Annotated in this window: 13 protein-coding genes; 8 read left to right on the top strand and 5 right to left on the bottom strand. The window is 61.7% G+C overall.

Annotated elements, in window-relative coordinates; genetic code table 11:
• The first annotated feature begins 55 nt into the window (after window positions 1-55).
• Window positions 56-658, top strand: coding sequence for an acyl carrier protein phosphodiesterase (locus tag AC1MEK_RS04750; protein WP_480395104.1), 603 nt, complete (start codon window positions 56-58; stop codon window positions 656-658).
• Here AC1MEK_RS04750 and AC1MEK_RS04745 read toward each other — a convergent pair.
• A complete protein-coding gene (locus AC1MEK_RS04745) occupies window positions 613-1,413 on the bottom strand; it encodes a lysophospholipid acyltransferase family protein (RefSeq protein WP_480395103.1) in 801 nt (266 codons plus the stop codon). The genes AC1MEK_RS04750 and AC1MEK_RS04745 overlap by 46 nt on opposite strands.
• Window positions 1,413-2,168, bottom strand: a complete 756-nt coding sequence (olsB, locus tag AC1MEK_RS04740) for an L-ornithine N(alpha)-acyltransferase (RefSeq protein ID WP_480395102.1) — start codon at window positions 2,166-2,168, stop codon at window positions 1,413-1,415. The genes AC1MEK_RS04745 and olsB overlap by 1 nt, the downstream gene beginning before the upstream one ends.
• Before the next feature lie 322 nt (window positions 2,169-2,490).
• Between olsB and AC1MEK_RS04735 the strand changes: the two genes are divergently transcribed.
• From AC1MEK_RS04735 to AC1MEK_RS04720, 4 genes are all read left to right on the top strand, one after another.
• Window positions 2,491-3,591, top strand: coding sequence for a serine hydrolase domain-containing protein (locus tag AC1MEK_RS04735; protein ID WP_480395101.1), 1,101 nt, complete (start codon window positions 2,491-2,493; stop codon window positions 3,589-3,591).
• Complete coding sequence (locus AC1MEK_RS04730) at window positions 3,588-3,926, top strand: amidase (protein ID WP_480395100.1); 339 nt, start codon at window positions 3,588-3,590, stop codon at window positions 3,924-3,926. Before AC1MEK_RS04735 ends, AC1MEK_RS04730 begins: the two co-directional genes overlap by 4 nt.
• A gap of 72 nt (window positions 3,927-3,998) precedes the next feature.
• Entirely contained in the window at window positions 3,999-4,580 is a 582-nt protein-coding gene (locus AC1MEK_RS04725; RefSeq protein WP_480395099.1) for a YceI family protein, read from the top strand.
• Between the two features lie 2 nt (window positions 4,581-4,582).
• A complete protein-coding gene (locus tag AC1MEK_RS04720) occupies window positions 4,583-5,740 on the top strand; it encodes a phospholipase D-like domain-containing protein (protein WP_480395098.1) in 1,158 nt (385 codons plus the stop codon).
• A 14-nt stretch (window positions 5,741-5,754) separates the two neighbouring features.
• Here AC1MEK_RS04720 and AC1MEK_RS04715 read toward each other — a convergent pair whose 3' ends face one another.
• Complete coding sequence (locus tag AC1MEK_RS04715) at window positions 5,755-8,628, bottom strand: RHS repeat domain-containing protein (RefSeq protein ID WP_480395097.1); 2,874 nt, start codon at window positions 8,626-8,628, stop codon at window positions 5,755-5,757.
• A gap of 180 nt (window positions 8,629-8,808) precedes the next feature.
• Here AC1MEK_RS04715 and AC1MEK_RS04710 point away from each other — a divergent pair, with 180 nt between their 5' ends.
• The 3 genes from AC1MEK_RS04710 to AC1MEK_RS04700 all read left to right on the top strand — a co-directional run bounded on the left by AC1MEK_RS04710 (window position 8,809) and on the right by AC1MEK_RS04700 (window position 14,240).
• Window positions 8,809-9,390, top strand: coding sequence for a DJ-1/PfpI family protein (locus AC1MEK_RS04710; protein ID WP_480395096.1), 582 nt, complete (start codon window positions 8,809-8,811; stop codon window positions 9,388-9,390).
• A 14-nt stretch (window positions 9,391-9,404) separates the two neighbouring features.
• Window positions 9,405-9,710 carry a ribbon-helix-helix domain-containing protein gene (locus AC1MEK_RS04705; protein WP_480395095.1) on the top strand — a complete coding sequence of 102 codons (306 nt, stop codon included), beginning with the start codon at window positions 9,405-9,407 and terminating at the stop codon, window positions 9,708-9,710.
• 159 nt (window positions 9,711-9,869) lie between these two features.
• Window positions 9,870-14,240, top strand: a complete 4,371-nt coding sequence (locus AC1MEK_RS04700; RefSeq protein WP_480395094.1) for a SpvB/TcaC N-terminal domain-containing protein — start codon at window positions 9,870-9,872, stop codon at window positions 14,238-14,240.
• A gap of 50 nt (window positions 14,241-14,290) precedes the next feature.
• Here AC1MEK_RS04700 and AC1MEK_RS04695 read toward each other — a convergent pair whose 3' ends face one another.
• The gene (locus AC1MEK_RS04695) at window positions 14,291-15,814 is read right to left on the bottom strand and encodes a fumarate hydratase (RefSeq protein ID WP_480395093.1); all 1,524 of its coding nucleotides are present in this window, start codon (window positions 15,812-15,814) and stop codon (window positions 14,291-14,293) included.
• 250 nt (window positions 15,815-16,064) lie between these two features.
• Window positions 16,065-18,458, bottom strand: a complete 2,394-nt coding sequence (locus AC1MEK_RS04690) for an RHS repeat domain-containing protein (RefSeq protein ID WP_480395092.1) — start codon at window positions 18,456-18,458, stop codon at window positions 16,065-16,067.
• Window positions 18,459-18,495 lie beyond the last annotated feature (37 nt).

Raw genomic sequence — 18,495 nt, 5'->3', positions numbered from 1 at the left:
GTATATCGGGTTATATCGATATGGCCAGATTTCCCGGGTCTGCTACATTGCCCACATGAATTATCTCGCACACCTCCATCTCGGCGGTCAGACGCCTGCACAACTGCTCGGCAGCCTCTACGGCGATTTCGTCAAAGGCCTGCTGCCGGGGCGCTTTCCTGCGGACATCGAGGAGGCGATCCGCTTGCACCGGCGCATCGATGTCTTCACTGATGCGCATCCTGTCATCAAGCAGGCCATGGGCCGTTTTCCCGCCGAGCGCAGGCGCTATGCGGGCATCGTGCTGGATGTGTTTTTCGATCACTGTCTGGCGCGGGACTGGCAGCAGTATTCGGATGTCTCGCTGGATGCCTTCACCGGCAAGGTCTACCGCGTGCTGGCCAATGAGCCACAGTTGCCTGAGCGCCTGGCGCTGATCGCGCCGCGTATGGCGGCGCAGGACTGGCTGGGTTCGTACGTGGAATTCGAAGTGGTGGGCAATGCGCTGGCCGGGATTGCACGGCGCCTGTCACGCCCCGAGGGACTGGCCGGCGCCATGCAGGAACTGCAGGCGCTTTATCGGCCGTTGAGCGAAGATTTCCGCGAGTTCTATCCCGAGCTTCAGGCGTTCGCTCAGGCGGCTTTGGCAGAGGCAGCGGGGCGGGCTTCGACGGGCTGAGCCGCTTCGCTTTCACCGAACAGGGCCACTTTCACCGCTTGCTGCGCTTCGAACGCCAGTGCCGCGCGTTCCTTGCCCTGAGTGGCGATCGGCTGCAGCAGATGGATGTGCACGTCGCTGACGTCGTTGGCGAACAAGCGGCGCAGGTGCGAGAGCAGATCATCGTCACCAATGAACGGCGCGATCTGATCGGGCTTGCCCTCACGCAGGTACTGGATCGCTACCGGCTGCACCGGCACGCCGGTATCGATGGCGCTGGACAGCAGGCGGCCGTGGAAGGTGCGCAGGCTGCGGCCATCGGTGGTGGTGCCCTCAGGGAAGATCACCAGCGAGTGATTACCGGTCAGGTGCTGGCCCATTTGTTTCTGGATCAGCTTGCTGTCGCCCGAACCGCGGCGGATGAACAGGGTGCCGGCTTTCAGTGCCAGCCAGCCAGCGACCGGCCAGGTGCGCACTTCCGCCTTGGAGAGAAACGACAGCGGCGCCAGCTTGCCGAGGATCGCGATGTCAGTCCACGACACATGGTTGCTGACCCACAGCATCGGCTGAGTCGGCAGCTTGCCATGCACGGTGACGCGAAACGGCAGAGCGGCGGTCAGGCGCGCCATGAACCAGCTGGTCCAGCGCTGGCGACGGGCCATGGACGCGCCGATGCGCAGACGTTCCATCAACGCAAAGGTCCCCGCAATGGTCAGGCCCAGGCCGATGACCCACAACACACGGATGACGCGCGCATGACTGCGCAGCGCGCTCATCACACGGCTGCCTTGAAGTGGCGGGCGTAGCGCGGGCAGAGTTCGTCGCGCTTGAGCAGGATGAACACGTCGGCCACCTGGAAGTCTTCGTCCCAGCACGGTTCGCCGCAGATCTTCGCGCCCAGGCGCATGTAGGCCTTGAGCAGCGGCGGCATTTCGCAGATGACGTTGCTCGGGATGTCCAGGGTCGGCAGCGGGTTCTTCGGCTCGGCGCGCAGGTGCTCGGTGCTCAGGTAGCGCTCGCGCAGGCGCTGCATGATCGCATGGGCCTGGATGCCGCCGTCCTGCATCGGAATGCTGGCGCAGCCCATCAGGTAGCTGTAGCCGCCTTCGTTGAGTACTTCGGCCAGTTCGCTCCACAGCACCGCGATGGTGCCGCCGTTGCGGTAGGCCGGGTCGACGCAGGTGCGGCCCAGTTCCAGGATCGGGCCTTGCAGATGGCCCAGGCCGTGCAGGCTGAATTCTTCTTCGCTGTAGAAACGGCCCAGGGTGTTGGCGGCCTTGTGGTCCAGCAGGCGAGTGGTGGCCACCAGGCGGCCGCTGTTCAGATCGCGCACGCCGATGTGCATGCAGTGAACATCGTAATCGTCGATGTCCAGGCCCAGTTCGGCGCCTTTGAGCTTGGCGTTGAATTCGCCGCTGAATACGCTGAAACGCAAAGCCTGTGCTTCCTGCAAGGCTTGCGAGCCGACCAGGCGCTCGGCCTGCAGACGGCGTTCGGAGCGGGTGTCTCGAATACTGGCGATCTGAGTCATGTGGCGTCTCCGTGGGCCAGCCTTCGTCCAGGCCGGTCGACTGATTATTCGATGCATTGCTGTACGAATTCAGGCTAGGCAGGGCCGATGTCACGACCATTAAGCTTTGGTGATGGTTGCGTGACAGGGATCCGGGAGGTCTCAATGCCACCGCGACTCTTCCCTGTAGGAGCGAATTCATTCGCGAATGGGCGGTGCAACCAATACATTTCCAGCGTCTTTCACATCTTTCGCGAATGAATTCGCTCCTACAGGTGAACGGATTCCTCTGATGGTCATGTATTGGAGCTAGAGTGCTTCGATTACTCCTTGAGATCCGTTCATGAGCCATCGGTTGTCGTCACGTCTTCTGTTGACGCTTGCACTGTTTCTGATCGCCGCTTCGGCCGCTGCGCAAACCTGGCCGGACGATCAATGGCCAGTCCATTCGCTGACCCCGGGCCCCGCGCTCAGAGACCTTGAAACCTACGCCTTCCCGTCCCGCGACGAGCAGCAGCGTCAGGGCGTGCGCACCGATGCGCTGCTGATCGTTCACAACGGCGAAGTGGTCTACGAACGTTATGCCGGGGTCACCACGGCGCAGACGCCGCACCTGACTTGGTCGATCAGCAAAAGCATTCTGGCGACAGTGCTGGGCGTGGCGTTCGGCGAAGGGCGTTTCCGGCTGGACGATCCGGTGGCGAAGTTCTACGCACCGTTCAGTGTCCACCCGAACATCAGGATCGAGGACTTGCTGCACTGGGCCTCGGGCCTGGACTGGCAGGAAGACTACGAATACGCACCGCTCAATTCATCGGTCGTGGCGATGCTCTACACCCGCGGCCGCGACGACATGGCGCGCTTCACCGCCGAACATGGCGTGGCCAGTGCGCCGGGTACCTCCTACCGCTATTCCAGCGGCGACAGCACCACGCTGGCCGCCGCCTTGCGCGGCATGGTCGGCGACAAGGCCTACGCCGATTACCCGTGGACGGCCTTGTTCGACCCGCTGGGCATCAAGAGCGCGGTCTGGGAAACCGACGCCACAGGCACCTTCGTCGGTTCTTCCTACGCCTACATGACCGCCCGGGACCTGGCGCGCATCGGCCTGCTGATGGCGCGCCACGGCGTCTGGCAGGATCGCCAGTTGCTGCCCGCAGCCTGGGTGGATTTCAACCTCACGCCGTTTACCTCACAGACGCCCACCAACGAGGCCCCCGGCGGCCATTGGTGGCTGAACAAAACCCAGGGCGGCCCCGGCCCGTGGCCCGACGCACCGCCGGACACCTTCGCCGGGCTCGGCCACTGGGGCCAGGCGCTGTACGTGATCCCCAGCGCAAACCTTGTGATCGTGCGCTACGCCGATGATCGCGACGGCACCTACGATCACAACCGGTTGCTCAAGCTGGCGTTGAAAGCCGTGGCCGGGGAGGGCGCCCAATGACTACGCGCAAGAGCGTCATCCGCCGTCGACCGTTCAGCAGCCTGGGCATCCTGATTCTGCTCTCTCTGATCGCCGTGATCTGGGTCTGGCGCGTCCAGTTGCAGGCGTTTCCCACCATCATCAGCGCCTACACCGCCAAGGAGTACTGCTCCTGCCGGTTCGTGACGAACAACCCGGCCGAGTACTGCCACAGCTATGTCAAGCAGTGGCTGCCCAGCACCCTGAGCGAAAGCCCGACCGACAAGCGCGTCACGGCCACCGGCATGGGCCGCGAGAGCAGCGCGCAGTGGCAGGGTGTGCGACAGGGGTGCCGGTTGATATCGCCAGCGTCGTGATCGCGAACATCGCCAATTGCCTGTGGTCTGACTGCCGGATAAGGTTGGCTCAACCGCGCATCTGGAGTTCGCATGCCCATTCTCAACCTCCTGTTGCTGGCTTCGCTCGCCCTGCTGGCGCTGCCTGCCCAGGCGAACTGGTACCTGGATAACGAGTCCTCGCGGCTGTCGTTCATCTCGACCAAGAACGCCGATATTTCCGAGGTCCATCGTTTTCTCAATCTGCACGGCAAGGTCGACACCAAGGGCGTGGCTGAGCTGGAAGTGGAAATGGAGTCGGTGAGCACCGGCATTCCGCTGCGTGACGAGCGCATGCGCAGGCAGTTGTTCGACATCAAGCAATTCCCCGAAGCGCGCATCACCGCGCAGCTGGACATGCGCCCGATCAACGCGCTGGCCCCCGGTGCGCAACTGGAGTTGCGCCTGCCGCTCAAGGTGCAGATGCATGGCCAGTCCCAGAGCTACAGTGCCGAGCTGTTGGCCACGCGCCTGGATGATCGACGCTTTCAGGTGGTGACCCTCGAGCCGCTGGTGCTGCACGCCGAGGATTTCGGCCTGCTGCCGGGGCTCGATGACTTGCGCAAGGTCGCGGGGCTCTCTGCCATCGGGTTTTCGGTGCCGGTGGGCGCCGTACTCATCTTCACGGCGCGCTGACCATGCGCGGCGCGATCTTTCCGTGGCGTGACGACAACCACTTCAACCTGCTGGTGGACGGGCCCGCATTCTTCCCGCGCATGCTCGCCGCCATCGACGGCGCGCAGCAGCAGGTCGAGCTCGAGTTGTATCTGGTGGAGGCGGGGGCCTGCGCCGAAGCGGTGGTGCAGGCGCTGGTCAATGCGGCTCGGCGCGGCGTGATCGTGCGTTGCCTGTTCGATGATTTCGGTTCGCTGGCCTTCACCTTGAGCCTGCGCAATCGGCTGACCGAAGCCGGGGTGATCCTGCGCTTTTACAACCGCGTGCACTGGCGCCGCGGCATCCGTAATTTCTACCGCGACCATCGCAAACTGCTGCTGGTGGACAAGCAGCTGGCGGTGGTCGGCGGCACCGGCGTGACCGACGAATTCTGGCGCCCCGATCAGGACACCAGCGAGTGGCACGAGGTCATGGTGGAAATCCGCGGGCCGCTGGTGCTCGACTGGCAGGCGCTGTTCGACCGGCAGTTCCACGCCAACGCCCGCCGTCGCGCCTGGCGCCCCGCTGAAAACTTCGGCCTGCCGCGTTTGCCCAAGGCGCCGGTCAGCGGCCAGGGTTTTGGCCGAGTGGCCTACGCCGACTCACGGCAGCATCGCGACATTCTGCAATCGCTGATTCACGCGCTGTACACCGGCAAGAAACGCATCTGGCTAGCCACGCCGTATTTCCTGCCCACCTGGAAAGTCCGCCGTGCCCTGCGTCGCGCCGCTTCCCGCGGCATCGACGTGCGCCTGCTGCTCACCGGCCCGCGCACCGACCACCCTTCAGTGCGCTACGCCGGCCACCGCTACTACCCGCGCCTGCTCAAGGCCGGGGTGAAAATCTTCGAATACCAGCCCTGCTTCCTTCACCTGAAAATGGTGCTGGTGGATGACTGGGTGAGCATCGGCTCGTGCAACTTCGACCATTGGAACCTGCGCTTCAACCTGGAAGCCAACCTTGAGGCGATCGATCCTGGGTTGACGCAGGCGGTGACTGAAAGCTTCGAACGCGATTTTCTGCTCAGCAGCGAGGTCAGCCTCAAGGACTGGCAGGCGCGACCGCTGTGGCAGCGGGTCAAGCAGCGTGTGTGGGGGTGGGTGGATCGGTTGGTGGTCAATGCGCTGGATCGTCGGGGATAGGGCCTGGAAGGCTTTTATTGTCTTTTATGAAATGAGATGAAGTTGGCGATCGGTCTTGCTCTCCCTGAACTGGCGGTAACCTGAAGTAAATGCCTGAGTGCCGAGTCGAGAGCACCCAAGCTTGAAGAGTCTCCACCATCCAGGTTGTACGAAGACGCCAGAGGCATATTTAACTCGCCCTCTCGAGGGTTCAAGTGATCGATACGCGCCATCACCCAGGTCCATTCCACGCCAGTAAAACCCGGCTCCAATATTTTCAGCAGCATGTTTCTTCCCTGATTGAGACCCACTGCGATTCTGGTTCTGTTGCTGTCGTGTTCTGGCAGGCTAATTCCGGAGCGTGCATTAGGGTCTCCCATATGGCCCAACTGACCGACCTTGTCCGTCTGGCGGGGCGTATAGTGAAAATCCGGATGTTGCGCTTTGTGCCTTGTAAATTGGGGTATACCTCTTGTCGTTAACTGTGGGGCAGTCTGAATGAATGAGCCATCAGGCAGGGTCATTTGTACGTACTCATCCTCATAGTCTCGGGGAGGTGGGGCGAATGGCTTTTCCTCGTTGTCAATGCTGTTTCTCCCAACCGATGCGTGTGGGATGGAGGAGCCCCTCATACTTCCCCCCATATTGAAATAACCGCCATTAATGTAAGCAACGGGTGGATTATCACTGCGACTGGTGCGATTGATTTCTTCTCCCGTGGCCGATCCGAGAGGCAATAGACTGTCGCCGCCCGACATTTTCGGCGAGTAAATTCGGGTGTCAATAGACAAGTAATGCAGCACTCTGGGCCGTGCGGTTTCTCGTTCAAGTTCGAATCCAAGGCGCTGGAATAGCGCATTATCGCCTGTGATACTGACACTGATGATGCCAGGAGCAATGGTGCGAACACGAACAGGGGAGAGGAAGTTTCTGCGCACGATATCCCAGCTGTCGGCACCGTCCCTATCAAAGCGAGAAACCGGGTTATTCCGTGTCATCACATATACATTCAGACCATCCAAAACGCTTACCGAGTCGGGACTCACCCACCGCATCAACCACGGCGCGTAATACCTGAACCCGTAGTAATAAAGCCCCGTCGCATCCCGCTCCTTGCTCGAGTAACGAACGGTCTTGTAATTCGCCTCGACTGCACTGCGTGCCGCCCACCACGAGGTACCGCCGAACGGGTAATACAGTTCCTGACTGATCAATAAGCCCGCGTCATCAAGCTCCAGCATACTCGAGCCCAGATGATCGTTCAGGCTGTAGCGCACCTGATCGTTTTCAATGCCTGCCGGTTTGCCTTGCTCCCAGTGCAGGATGCGCACGCTGCTTAGCCCCGCTTGGACCGAGCACACAGACAACAACTCTCCATCGGGCTCGCTGCGCATTTCCAGCCCTGGCAAATAGCGCACTTCTCTGACAAGCGTTCTTGCCTGACTGCGTGCGTGGCTTAGTTTGCGACACCGCTGACACCCACTGTCGTAGAGGTAGATTTCGTCATCGTCGCTGCCGTCCTGATGTTGCACCGTGGTGACGCGGCTCATTTGATTTCTCAGGTCCCAGCTCAAGGACTGTCCGCGCAGCAGTTGTTGCAGGTTGCCGTTGGCGTCGAATCCCTTCTCGAAGTCGGCGTCATCGTCCTGCAGGCTGCGATTGCTATTGGGCGCGACGAGCAGGTTGCGGGTGAACGACTGAGTGCCGGCATGACGCAATTGCAGCAGATTGCCGCCAGCGTCGTACTGGTAGGTCTGGGTGTAATTGCCGAGTCGCTCGGGATCGGGCGGCAGGTTCTGCAAATCGGGCAAATCAGGTCCGTGGCTTGCACCGGTCGACACTTCACGGCCTGTCGCCTCGATTAATCGGGACAGACTGTCGTAGCGATAACGATTGATTGGTTCGATTTTCTGGTTGGCAAAGAAGCGGGTCGGCTGCGCCTTGTCTTCGATTTCGACCACGTTGCCCACGGCGTCGTACTGGTAGTGCAAATCCTGAAGTAAAGCGCCGCCGGGTCGTTGCGCCGTGATTCGTTTCAAGCGGCGGGTCTCGGGTTCATAGGCGGTTTCGCTGACGATTCCGTTGCCCAGCTTTTCGCTTACGATCTGGCCTTCAGCGCTGTAGCGGATCTGGCTGACCAACGCTCGAATGCGCTGGCTGCCACTGGATTGCAGGTGGACTGCCGCAGACAGGCCGGTGACGTCATAGCCATGCATGACCCGATTGCCCGTGGCGTCGACCTGCGTCACAGGCTGGGCAGTTGCATCAAAGGTGAAAGTGGTCGTGTGGCCTTCGCCGGGTTCGAGCATGGCGTCACGCCCGGTGACATCCAGCGGCCAGTCAACGGTCAGCGCATCGTTCAGAAAACGCCGATGTTCGAGCAGGGCCGCGCCGAGCAGGCCATAGTCGGTATACATCAGCGTGCCTGCCGGATCGTCATGACGGATCAACCGGCCGCATTGATTGTGCAGCGCCAGGGCATCGGATGCAGTGGCGTAGGCATAGCGCTCGACGACGGCAAGCGGTTGGCCTGCCAGCGATTCGCTCACGCAGACGGGGCGCAGGAGAGGGTCATGTTCGATGAGGCTGAAACTGCCTCGGCCATCGCGTATTTCCAGCCGCTGACCGTCGGCGCCGGGCAACGTCGAGCGCCATCCGGCATCGACGCTGTCATGGCGCAATACTCGCCCTGACAACGCGCGAACCACCGTGGTGTTGGCAGGCAGCCCCGCCGCCCACAGACGCGGATCCCAGTCGGCCAGCGGGCGTCCCGATACATCATGGAGATGGCGGGTGACCTGCTCGCGGATTTCGCCCCCCTCCTCGGCGCAGCACCAGGCGACCTCTCGGGCGCGCAAGGCGCGAGGTTCGATCACCTGCAACTGCGGAGTGTGGGTATGAAGGCTCATCGGCATGACATCCGTGTCGGTTCTCTCACAAAGCCTAGAACGCCTGTTCGCCCGGGCTCCGGGCAGTCGACCAGCGGCCAGTCCCGCCGTGCGCCTGTAGTACTAGGCTGTTACCCACCCACACCGGGTTGGCCAAATACTGCATGCCATCGCGCATCGCGTTTTCAGGGGGAATAGAGCATGGCTGCCAAGAAGATTCTCATGCTGGTCGGCGACTACGTCGAAGATTACGAAGTGATGGTGCCGTTCCAGGCGCTGCAAATGGTCGGGCACACGGTGCACGCGGTCTGCCCCGGCAAGAAGAAGGGCGATGTTATCCGAACCGCCATTCACGACTTCGAAGGTGATCAGACCTACAGCGAAAAGCGCGGCCATAATTTCGGCCTGAACTTCGATTTCGACAGCGTCAAATCCGCCGATTACGACGCATTGCTGGTGCCGGGCGGGCGCTCTCCTGAATACCTGCGGCTCAATACGCGAGTCCTTGAATTGGTGCGCGAATTCGGCCGGGACAACAAGCCCATCGCCGCCGTTTGCCACGGCCCGCAACTGCTGGCCGAAACCGGCGTGCTCAAGGGCAAGTCGCTCAGTGCCTATCCTGCCTGCGCCCCTGAAGTGCGGCTGGCCGGTGGCGAGTATGTGGAGATCGGCATGGACCAGGCCCACACCGACGGCAATCTGGTGACCGGCCCGGCGTGGCCTGCGCATCCGGCGTGGCTGGCGGCGTTCCTGAAATTGCTCGGTACTCAGATCATTTTGTAAGGCGAGGTGTTGCCATGTGCGAGCTCTACGTAAAAGCCGACCCCATCCTCTACGAGTCCCGCTCGCGCTCGTTGCGTATCTGCGGCGTGGTGACAACCTTGCGTTTGGAAAACCAGTTCTGGGACATCCTGGCCGAGATCGCTTCGCACGATGGCATCACCACCAATCAGCTGATCAGCAAACTGTATGAAGAAGTGATGGATTACCGAGGCGAAGTGGTCAATTTCGCCTCGTTCCTGCGGGTCAGCTGCATGCGTTACCTGAGCCAGCACCGGGTGAGTGCCACACCCTTGAGTCTGGTGCGCAATGCCGCGACATGACGGCCAGCGCTGGCCGCTATCGCGATACGTTCTAATCGCGCCGCTCAGAGGTTTCTAGACTCAAAGCATCGAGGCGTTGATCGCGACTCGGCGCATCGAATGCTGTGATCGCCCTCCCATCGTGCAACGCCAGTGTTCAAGGGACTGGAGAGCACGATCATGGCCGATCAGGAGCAAACCGTCGGGATCGCCGCGCCCTCGCTGCCCAAGGGTGGGGGCGCCATTCAAAGCATCGGCAAGGGCTGGGGGGCCGTCGGCGCGACCGGCGCTGCCTCGCTGAACATCCCGCTGCCCATCACCGTCGGGCGCGGCTATGCGCCAGCGCTGTCGCTCAATTATCAGAGTACGGTCGGCAACGGGCTGTTCGGCCTGGGCTGGAGCCTGAGCCTGCCCAGCGTGGCGCGGCAGGCGTCCAAGGGCGTGCCCTCGTTCACTGACGATGATCTGATCGTCGGCCCCGACGGCGGCGTGTGGATGGCCGAGCGTGATGCTCAAGGCCGGGTCGTCGAAACCACAGTGGTGCAGTACGGCGATCTGCAACTGGACAGGCCGTATCAGGTCATTCGCTACTTCGCCCGGCTGGAGGGCGCCTTCGCGCGGCTTGAGCACTGGCGCCACGCTGGCGATCCTCAAGGCTTCTGGCTGATTCACGATGCCGACGGGGGCTTAAGCATCTTCGGCCGCAGGCCGGCGGCGCGGCTGGCCGACCCGCAGGCCCCGGATCGCGTCGCCGAATGGCTGCTGGAGGAAAGCGTCAACCCGCTGGGCGAACACATCCTGTACGAGTATAAGCTGGAGGACCTTGCCGGGCTGACAGCAGCGACTGACCCGCGTCCCGGGCGCAACTTCCTGGCTCAGCGTTATCTATCGAAAGTGCGTTACGGCAATTTCACTGCCTGCGCCGATCTTTACCTGTGGCAGCCCGATACGCTGCCTGGGCTGCAGTGGCATTTCGACTTGTTGTTCGACTATGGCGAGCGGGACGGGCACTCCGATCACCTGGCCTACGGCGAAGACAGGGTCTGGGAAGGGCGCGCCGATTTTCACGCCTCGTTCGCCTACGGGTTCGAGCTGGGCAATCTGCGTTTCGTCCATTACGCCATCATGTTTCATCACTTTCCCGACGAGTTCGGTTCCGCCGAACCCATGCTGATCGCGGCGCTCAAGTTCCACTACAGCGATCTGCCCAGCAGCGGCAAGGTGCTGACGTCTGTCGAGAGCCTGGCCTGGTCGGCTGACGCGTCCCGGTCCATCCAGCGTCGCCCGCCGGTGGCGTTCGCTTATCAGGATTTCGACGTCGAGCAAGGCGCGTTCAAGGCGTTCGAGGCGATGCCCGGGCTGGACGATGGCCAGGGTTATCAATTGGTGGACCTGTACGGAGAAGGGCTGCCCGGCGTGCTGTATCGCGATGACAAGGGCTGGCTGTACCGAGAGCCGTTGCGCGATGCCCAGGCCGAGGATATGAATGCGGTCAGGTACGGCCCCTGGCAGTTGCTGCCGGGCGTGCCGGCTGCCGATTCAAACACAGGCGTGCAACAGTCGCTGGCCGATCTGACAGGCGACGGGCGGCTGAACTGGATCGTCGCGCAGCCGGCAATGGCCGGCTATTTCACCCTCAACCCGGACCGCAGTTGGTCAAGTTTTGCGCCATTCTCGGCGTTTCCTGCCGAGTTCTTCAATGCGCGCGGGCAGATGGCCGATCTGGTCGGCGGCGGGCTGTCCGACTTCGCCCTGATTGGTCCGCGCTGCGTTCGCCTCTATGCCAGCGAACGCACGGCAGGCTTTGCCCCCGGCCACGATGTCGAGCACGACGAAGAGGGCGATCGCCTGCCGATGCTCAGCGACAGCCCGTCGGAGCTGGTCGCGTTTGGCGACATTCTTGGCAGCGGCCAACAACAGCTGCTCAGGATTCGCCATGACGAGATCCGCGTCTGGGCGAATCTGGGCCGGGGCCGCTTCGGCAAGGGCTTCCGCTTCGCGGCGCTGCCCTTTGCTTATGAGGAATTCGACGCCGCGCGGGTGCGCCTGGCCGACATGGATGGCTCCGGCGCGGTGGATCTGGTGTACCTGCAGTCCGATGGCTTTCTTTTGTTCATGAACCAGTCGGGCCGCGCCCTGGCCGAACCAGTCAAACGGCTGTGGCCGCAAGGCGTGCATTATGACGCGCTGTGCCAGGTCAGCATGGCCGATCTGCGCGGCCTTGGCTGTTCCAGCCTGGTGCTGAGCGTGCCGCATATGGCGCCCCGGCACTGGCGCTACGATCACCCCGACGCCAAACCCTATCTGCTGCATGAAACCAACAACAATATGGGCGCGTCGGGCACGGTTACTTACCGCAGCTCTGCACAGGAGTGGCTGGACGAAAAACGCGAGCGGCTGGACGCCGGCGAGGTGCCCGAGGCGGGCGTGCCGTTCGCGCTGCACGTGGTGAGCCGGCAGACCCAGCTCGATGAGGTGACCGGCAATCGATTCACCCAGCTTTTTTCTTACCGGCAGGGTTACTACGACGGCCGTGAACGGGAGTTTCGCGGCTTCGGCCTGGTTTGCCAGACCGACAGCGAGGCCATGGACCCCAGCCGCGCGGCGGAAGGCTTCACCGCGCCAGTGCTCAGCAAGACCTGGTATCACACCGGGCGTTATCCAGCGCGCGCTGCGACGGGTTTCAACCACAGCGACAGCCAGGCGGTGGCGTTGGGGCCAGACTTGTTGAGTACTTACGTCGACGGTCGCGATCAACCGATCGTCAATCCAGGCGAACAGGACCTGCAGGAAATGGCCCGCGCCCTGGCAGGCTCGGTGCTGCGTGTCGAGGTGTTCGGGCTTGAGGGACAAGTGCCGAACCCGGTGCCGTATTCGGTGCAGAGTTCGCGCTATCGGGTGCGCCAGCTTCAGCCCGCAGGCGCCGGGCAACCTCACGCGCGCCTGCTGGCTTTGCCGCTGGAGTCGATCAGTTATCAGTACGAAGGCCAGGCTGACGATCCGATGTGCCAACGTATGATCAATCTGAACTGGGACGACTACGGCGTGCTGACCCATGGTGCAAACGTGAATTATGCAAGGCGCAAAACGCCGGCTGATCCGCCGCCTTTTGACGACGAGCACCAGCAGCGTTGGTGGCGCGCGGCCCATGATGAGGCCCAGCAACGCTATTACTTCACGGAAACCCGCGCCCAGGCGATCCATCTGGATACCGCGCAGACCTGGCGCCTGGGCCTGCCTTACCTGAACCGGGCCAACGCGATGATGGCCGAGGCAGCCGATATCGACGCCGAGGACATCAGCCATGAAGCATTCAGTGATCCGCAGGGCTGGTTCGCCTCGCTGCCGCGCACGCTGACGGCATTGACCAGGCAGCGCTATGTGGGCGCCGGGGAGGGCGAGGCCACCTTTCAGGCGCTGCCCGATGCGCTGGAGCTGGCCGAGCTCGACGAGCATGCGCTGACGGCTTATGACCGGGTCATGACCCCTGATGAACTGACCGCTAAACTGCTCGAATTGGGCTATCAGCGCATGGCCTGTGTGTTGCCGGAAGAACCCTCGCGCATCCTTTGGTCAGTGAAGCGGGGATTCAACACCTACGCAGGGGCCAGCGACTTTTATCGCGTCGACGCTTTCCGACCGACCTCAAGCCATGGTCTGAGCCTGGTGGAATACGACGCCTACAGTCTGATGGTCCGTGCGATGACAGCCCCGGATGGTTGCAGAACCTCGGCAAGCTTCAGCTACTACAGCCTGCAGCCGCTCAGGATCATCGATCCCAACCAGAACAGCCAGGAAGCGCTCTACGATGGTTTTGGCGTCATGTGCATGACCAGTTTCTACGGCACTGAACTGGGCGAGCCGGTGGGGTTCGGCTCGCTGGAAGACGTGCAACTGTTCAATGAGACGCCCGAACAGGCGCTGAACTCACCGTCCTCGATCCCCTACGCCACGGCCATCCATTACGACGCCTTCAGCTGGATGAACCACAAGGTTCCGGTTCACAGCCTGACCCTGCAATGGGACCGCTACCCGGATGATCCCGAGCGGCAGTTACGCAAAATGCTCACCTCGGTGGACGGTTTTGGCCGAACCCTACAAACCCGTCAACTGGTCGAGCCGGGGCTGGCTTATGAGGTGGTCGATTCAAAACTGTCGTTCGAGGACGGCAAATTGCGTGAGGTTGCGGCCGACCCGCGCTGGCGAGTCAGCGAGCGGGTGGAATACAACAACAAGGGCCTGGCGATCAGGGTCTATCGGCCTTATTTCACCAACAGCCACGGTTATGTCGACGACAGCTCGGTGCGCGAACACTGGTACCACGACAAGCAGTTCCACGACCCTCTGGGGCGCCCCACTGAGACCTGGACCGCCAAGGGCTGGCTGCGCCGCACGACGTACGTGGGCTGGTACAGCATCGCGGAAGACGAAAACGACACCGCCGAAGAGGTCAATGCCCGGCGGGCAGAGGCCGGCTTGCCCTTGCTGGACGACGGATCGAACGTGGGCCGGAAAAAGAACGTGTTCGGTTTCAGCGAACGTGGCCCATGAAAAAGCCCGGCACGCAGGCCGGGCTTTTTCACATCAGGCAATGGGAGTGCTTACTGCACTTCCACCGCCAGGCTGTCACTGATCTTCTTCTGCCAGATGGCAGGACCGGTGATGTGTACCGACTCGCCCTTGCTGTCGACCGCAACGGTGACCGGCATGTCTTTGACTTCGAACTCGTAGATCGCTTCCATGCCCAGTTCAGGGAATGCCAGCACTTGCGATTTCTTGATCGCCTGAGCCACCAGATACGCAGCGCCGCCGACGGCCATCAGGTAGACAGCCTTGCTGTCCTTGATCGCGTCGATGGCGGTCGGGCCGCGCTCGGATTTGCCGATCATGCCCAGCAGGCCGGTTTGCTCAAGGATCTGACGGGTGAACTTGTCCATGCGCGTGGCAGTGGTCGGGCCAGCCGGGCCAACCACTTCGTCACCGACCGGATCGACCGGGCCGACGTAGTAGATGAAGCGGCCTTTGAGATCCACCGGCAGGGTTTCGCCCTTGTTCAGCATCTCGACCATGCGCTTGTGCGCAGCGTCGCGGCCGGTGAGCATCTTGCCGTTGAGCAGGACGGTTTCGCCCGGCTTCCAGCTCTGCACTTCTTCCGGGGTCAGGGTGTCGAGGTTGACGCGACGGGCCGACGGACCGGCTTCCCAGACGATTTCCGGGTAGGCGTCCAAAGGTGGCGCTTCCAGCGACGCAGGGCCGGAGCCGTCGAGCACGAAGTGGGCGTGACGGGTGGCAGCGCAGTTGGGGATCATGCAGACCGGCAGCGAGGCGGCGTGGGTCGGGTAATCCATGATCTTGACGTCGAGCACGGTGGTCAGGCCGCCCAAGCCCTGGGCGCCGATGCCCAGCTGGTTGACCTTCTCGAACAGCTCCAGACGCATTTCTTCCAGGCGGTTGGACGGGCCGCGCGCCTTGAGCTCGTGGATGTCGATGGACTCCATCAACACTTCCTTGGCCATGACCGCGGCCTTCTCGGCGGTGCCGCCGATGCCGATGCCCAGCATGCCAGGCGGGCACCAGCCGGCGCCCATGGTCGGCACGGTTTTCAGGACCCAGTCGACGATCGAGTCGGACGGGTTGAGCATCGCCATCTTCGATTTGTTTTCCGAACCGCCGCCCTTGGCCGCCACGTCCACTTCAACGGTGTTACCCGGCACGATGGAGTAGTGGATGACCGCTGGAGTGTTGTCCTTGGTGTTCTTGCGAGCGCCGGCCGGGTCGGCGAGGATCGAGGCGCGCAGGACGTTTTCCGGCAGGTTGTAGGCGCGGCGCACGCCTTCGTTGATCATGTCGTCCAGGCTCATGGTGGCGCCGTCCCAGCGCACGTCCATGCCCACGCGTACGAAGACGGTGACGATACCGGTGTCCTGGCAGATCGGCCGATGGCCGGTGGCGCACATGCGCGAGTTGATCAGGATCTGGGCCATGGAGTCGCGGGCGGCCGGCGATTCTTCACGCAGGTAGGCCTCGTGCATGGCCTGGATGAAGTCCACGGGGTGGTAATAGGAAATGAACTGCAGGGCGTCGGCGACGCTCTGGATCAGGTCGTCTTGCTTGATCACGGTCATGAAGCGCGCTCCTCTGATAGGCGGGAACATGTTTGGGGCTGTTTTCGCAAGAGGCTTTCGACTTCCACGTAAACGGCCTTCGGCTCGGCTACCGCTCAGGCAGCGGCAGGAAAAAGGCGCGGCAGTATACCGCGTGAGCGACGGCGCGACACCCTGCCGCAGGGTTAAACATACGTCTAACGGGACAGGGTGCGCCGAACGGTTGTATCAGCAGCACAGGTGCGTCTGATGCCTTCCCGAGGCGTTCGGATCAGGCGGGATAGTACGTTTTGAATGTAGCCGGTACATAGTCAGGCCCACTCGAATAGAGTGTCGGTCCATGGAAGCCTTTCAAATGCTTGAGCTCAGGGCTCCTGTGCAGCGGTGTGGTTGTGGTAATACCGTCAGGAGTCCAGTAGCTTCCCGTTTTGCCCATCCAGCCGGGTCCCGTCGCGTATATGACTTCGTCATAGCCCCTGACCGGCCGTCTCAGGACGTTAGCGACTTCCTGCGCCGCTCCGCTGGTGCCTCCCTGGCAGGCGATCAGGACGAGCTCCTGATCTTTGGGATAATGCTTCAATCGTGGGGCTATTTCGCGTCTGGCAACGTTTGCTGCGGATTCCTGAACGCCTCGTGCATTCATCAGCGTTCCATCAGCGCCGCCATGGGTTTGAAAGCCTACCTGGTTATCCCAAAGCGTTTTGTGGAAGTACATGCCTTTCTCGGAAATGATCTCTGCGTCCCCTTCCATGCGTATGGCTTTGGTAGGACGAAGGTTTGCCGCTTTCGCTGATTTGCTGGCAAGGCCGCCCAGAACGCTGGCTCCCAGACCTGTTGCAAACGAAATCCACCCCAGAATGTCGGTGGTATGTTCGTCCGCGCCTGCGATCTCCATGCCCAACGCTGCCACGCCGGTCCCAAAAGATACGATGTCCAACGCTGCGCAGCCCACAATCATCATTGCGCTGGGAGTGAGCGCACTCCATCCAATGTAGGCACCTGCTGCCATGATGGTTGAGGCAGCACCCAGACTTGCGATCAACGCTGCGGCGCTGAGAGCCAGCCCGAGGCCAGCTAGCGCATAATTCAGCCAACTATGCCCGTCAGGATCGATACGATTGACCGGATCCCCTGCGCAGTAGGCATACGGATTAATCCCGCCGCTTGCGAACGGGCTTTCGCTGTCGGGGCTGAGAAAACACATCAGTACCGGGTCATAGGGGCGGTAATCGCCGAGGATCTGCCAGCCAGTCAGCGGCTCGCTGCGTTGGCCTGCATAGCCGAACGGCACATGTTCGTCGTGATGATGTTCGACGCCATACGCGCTGTAGCGACGGGGGCGCACCGTGCTGTCGGTTTCAAGGCGCACACTGCCTTGGGCATCTGCACCCAGCAAGGTGGTTTGGCGTATCCCGTCAGTGAGCTTGCTGATGGCGAACAGACCATGCTTATCCGAGTGGTACTGCAGGCTGTCAGTGCCGGTCCGGTCGTGGGTCAGTTCCTCGCCGCTGAAGAAACTGCGGGTCAGGATGCCGTCGACAGTGCGGTCTGCAAGCCGACCGTGAGCGGTGTACCCGTATTGGCACATTCTTTCGCCGTGTTTGACTTCAACCAGGCGATTCTGGGCATTCCAGACCATGCTGCGGCCCAGACTGTCGCTGATGACCCGACCGCAGGCGTCGTAAGTCAAGGTAGTCTGCGACGGCCAGGATTTGTGCGTGTGGGTAACCTTCACGACCTGCGTGGGGTTTTCAATGGCGTAGAAATAGCGCGCTTCGTCAACGCTGTTGTCGGTGTAGGTGGTCACGACCTTGGTATGGCCATTGAGCGCATTGAAGGTGAAATGTTGGCGGGCGATACGGTTGCCGAATGGATCGCCGGGAGCGACAAGGGCGCTGGCGGAGTACCCTGTCAATCGGCCCCGGATGTCGTATTCGAACGTTTCTTTGCCTTGATCCGCCCCCTCGGTCCAGGTGCGCGAAGCCACCTGATCCAATGCCGAGTAGCTCAGGGTTTGCAGGATAGTACGGGTGGCTGCGTCGCCATTTTCATCAAGGGTGACGGTTTCGAATGTGCGAGTGTGCTCGCGGCCCAAGGTGTCGTAGGTCAGTGAAGTGGTCACTGTCCGGCGCTGTTGGATGTCCTCTACCAGAATGCTGATCAGGCGCGACAGCCCGTCATAGCGATAGCGCGTGTGCACGTTGCCAGCGTGCGTCTGCTCGACACGGCCATGGGCGTCCAGATGACGCTGGTGCAACGTACCTTCAGGGTCGACAAATGTCAGTAACAAGTCATTCAGCGAATAGTGCCAGTGGGTGTCGTGCAGCATGTTGTCGACGCACCAGGTGTCCTGGCTGGGTTGACCTGCGGTCGTGAAACCGAACGACTCGGTGCCAAGCGCTCCGCTTGCCGAAGCGGGCATGCCCAATGGATGGTAAGTGAGGATATGTGCGGGCTCTCCCTGAGGCGTGACGCTGAGTAACTGGTTGTTCAGCATCTTCTCGTAGGTGAACTCGACGCGCCTGCCGTCGGCCAGAGTGTTCGCTGTAGGCGGAAGTTGCCCCTCAGTGTAGTGGTAGCGGGTGGTACGGCCTGTGGCTTCTACGGATAGCTGGCGGCCCAGGCCATCGAAGGTCTGTCGGCCGATCATCATGGGTGCGTTCATTTTTCCAATCCTTGGAAGTTTTATCCAGGAGGTCGTC

Source organism: Pseudomonas sp. 2, assembly GCF_056627435.1.
The sequence above is the reverse complement of the archived record's forward strand: the minus strand, read 5'-3'. Positions and strand labels throughout refer to the sequence as shown.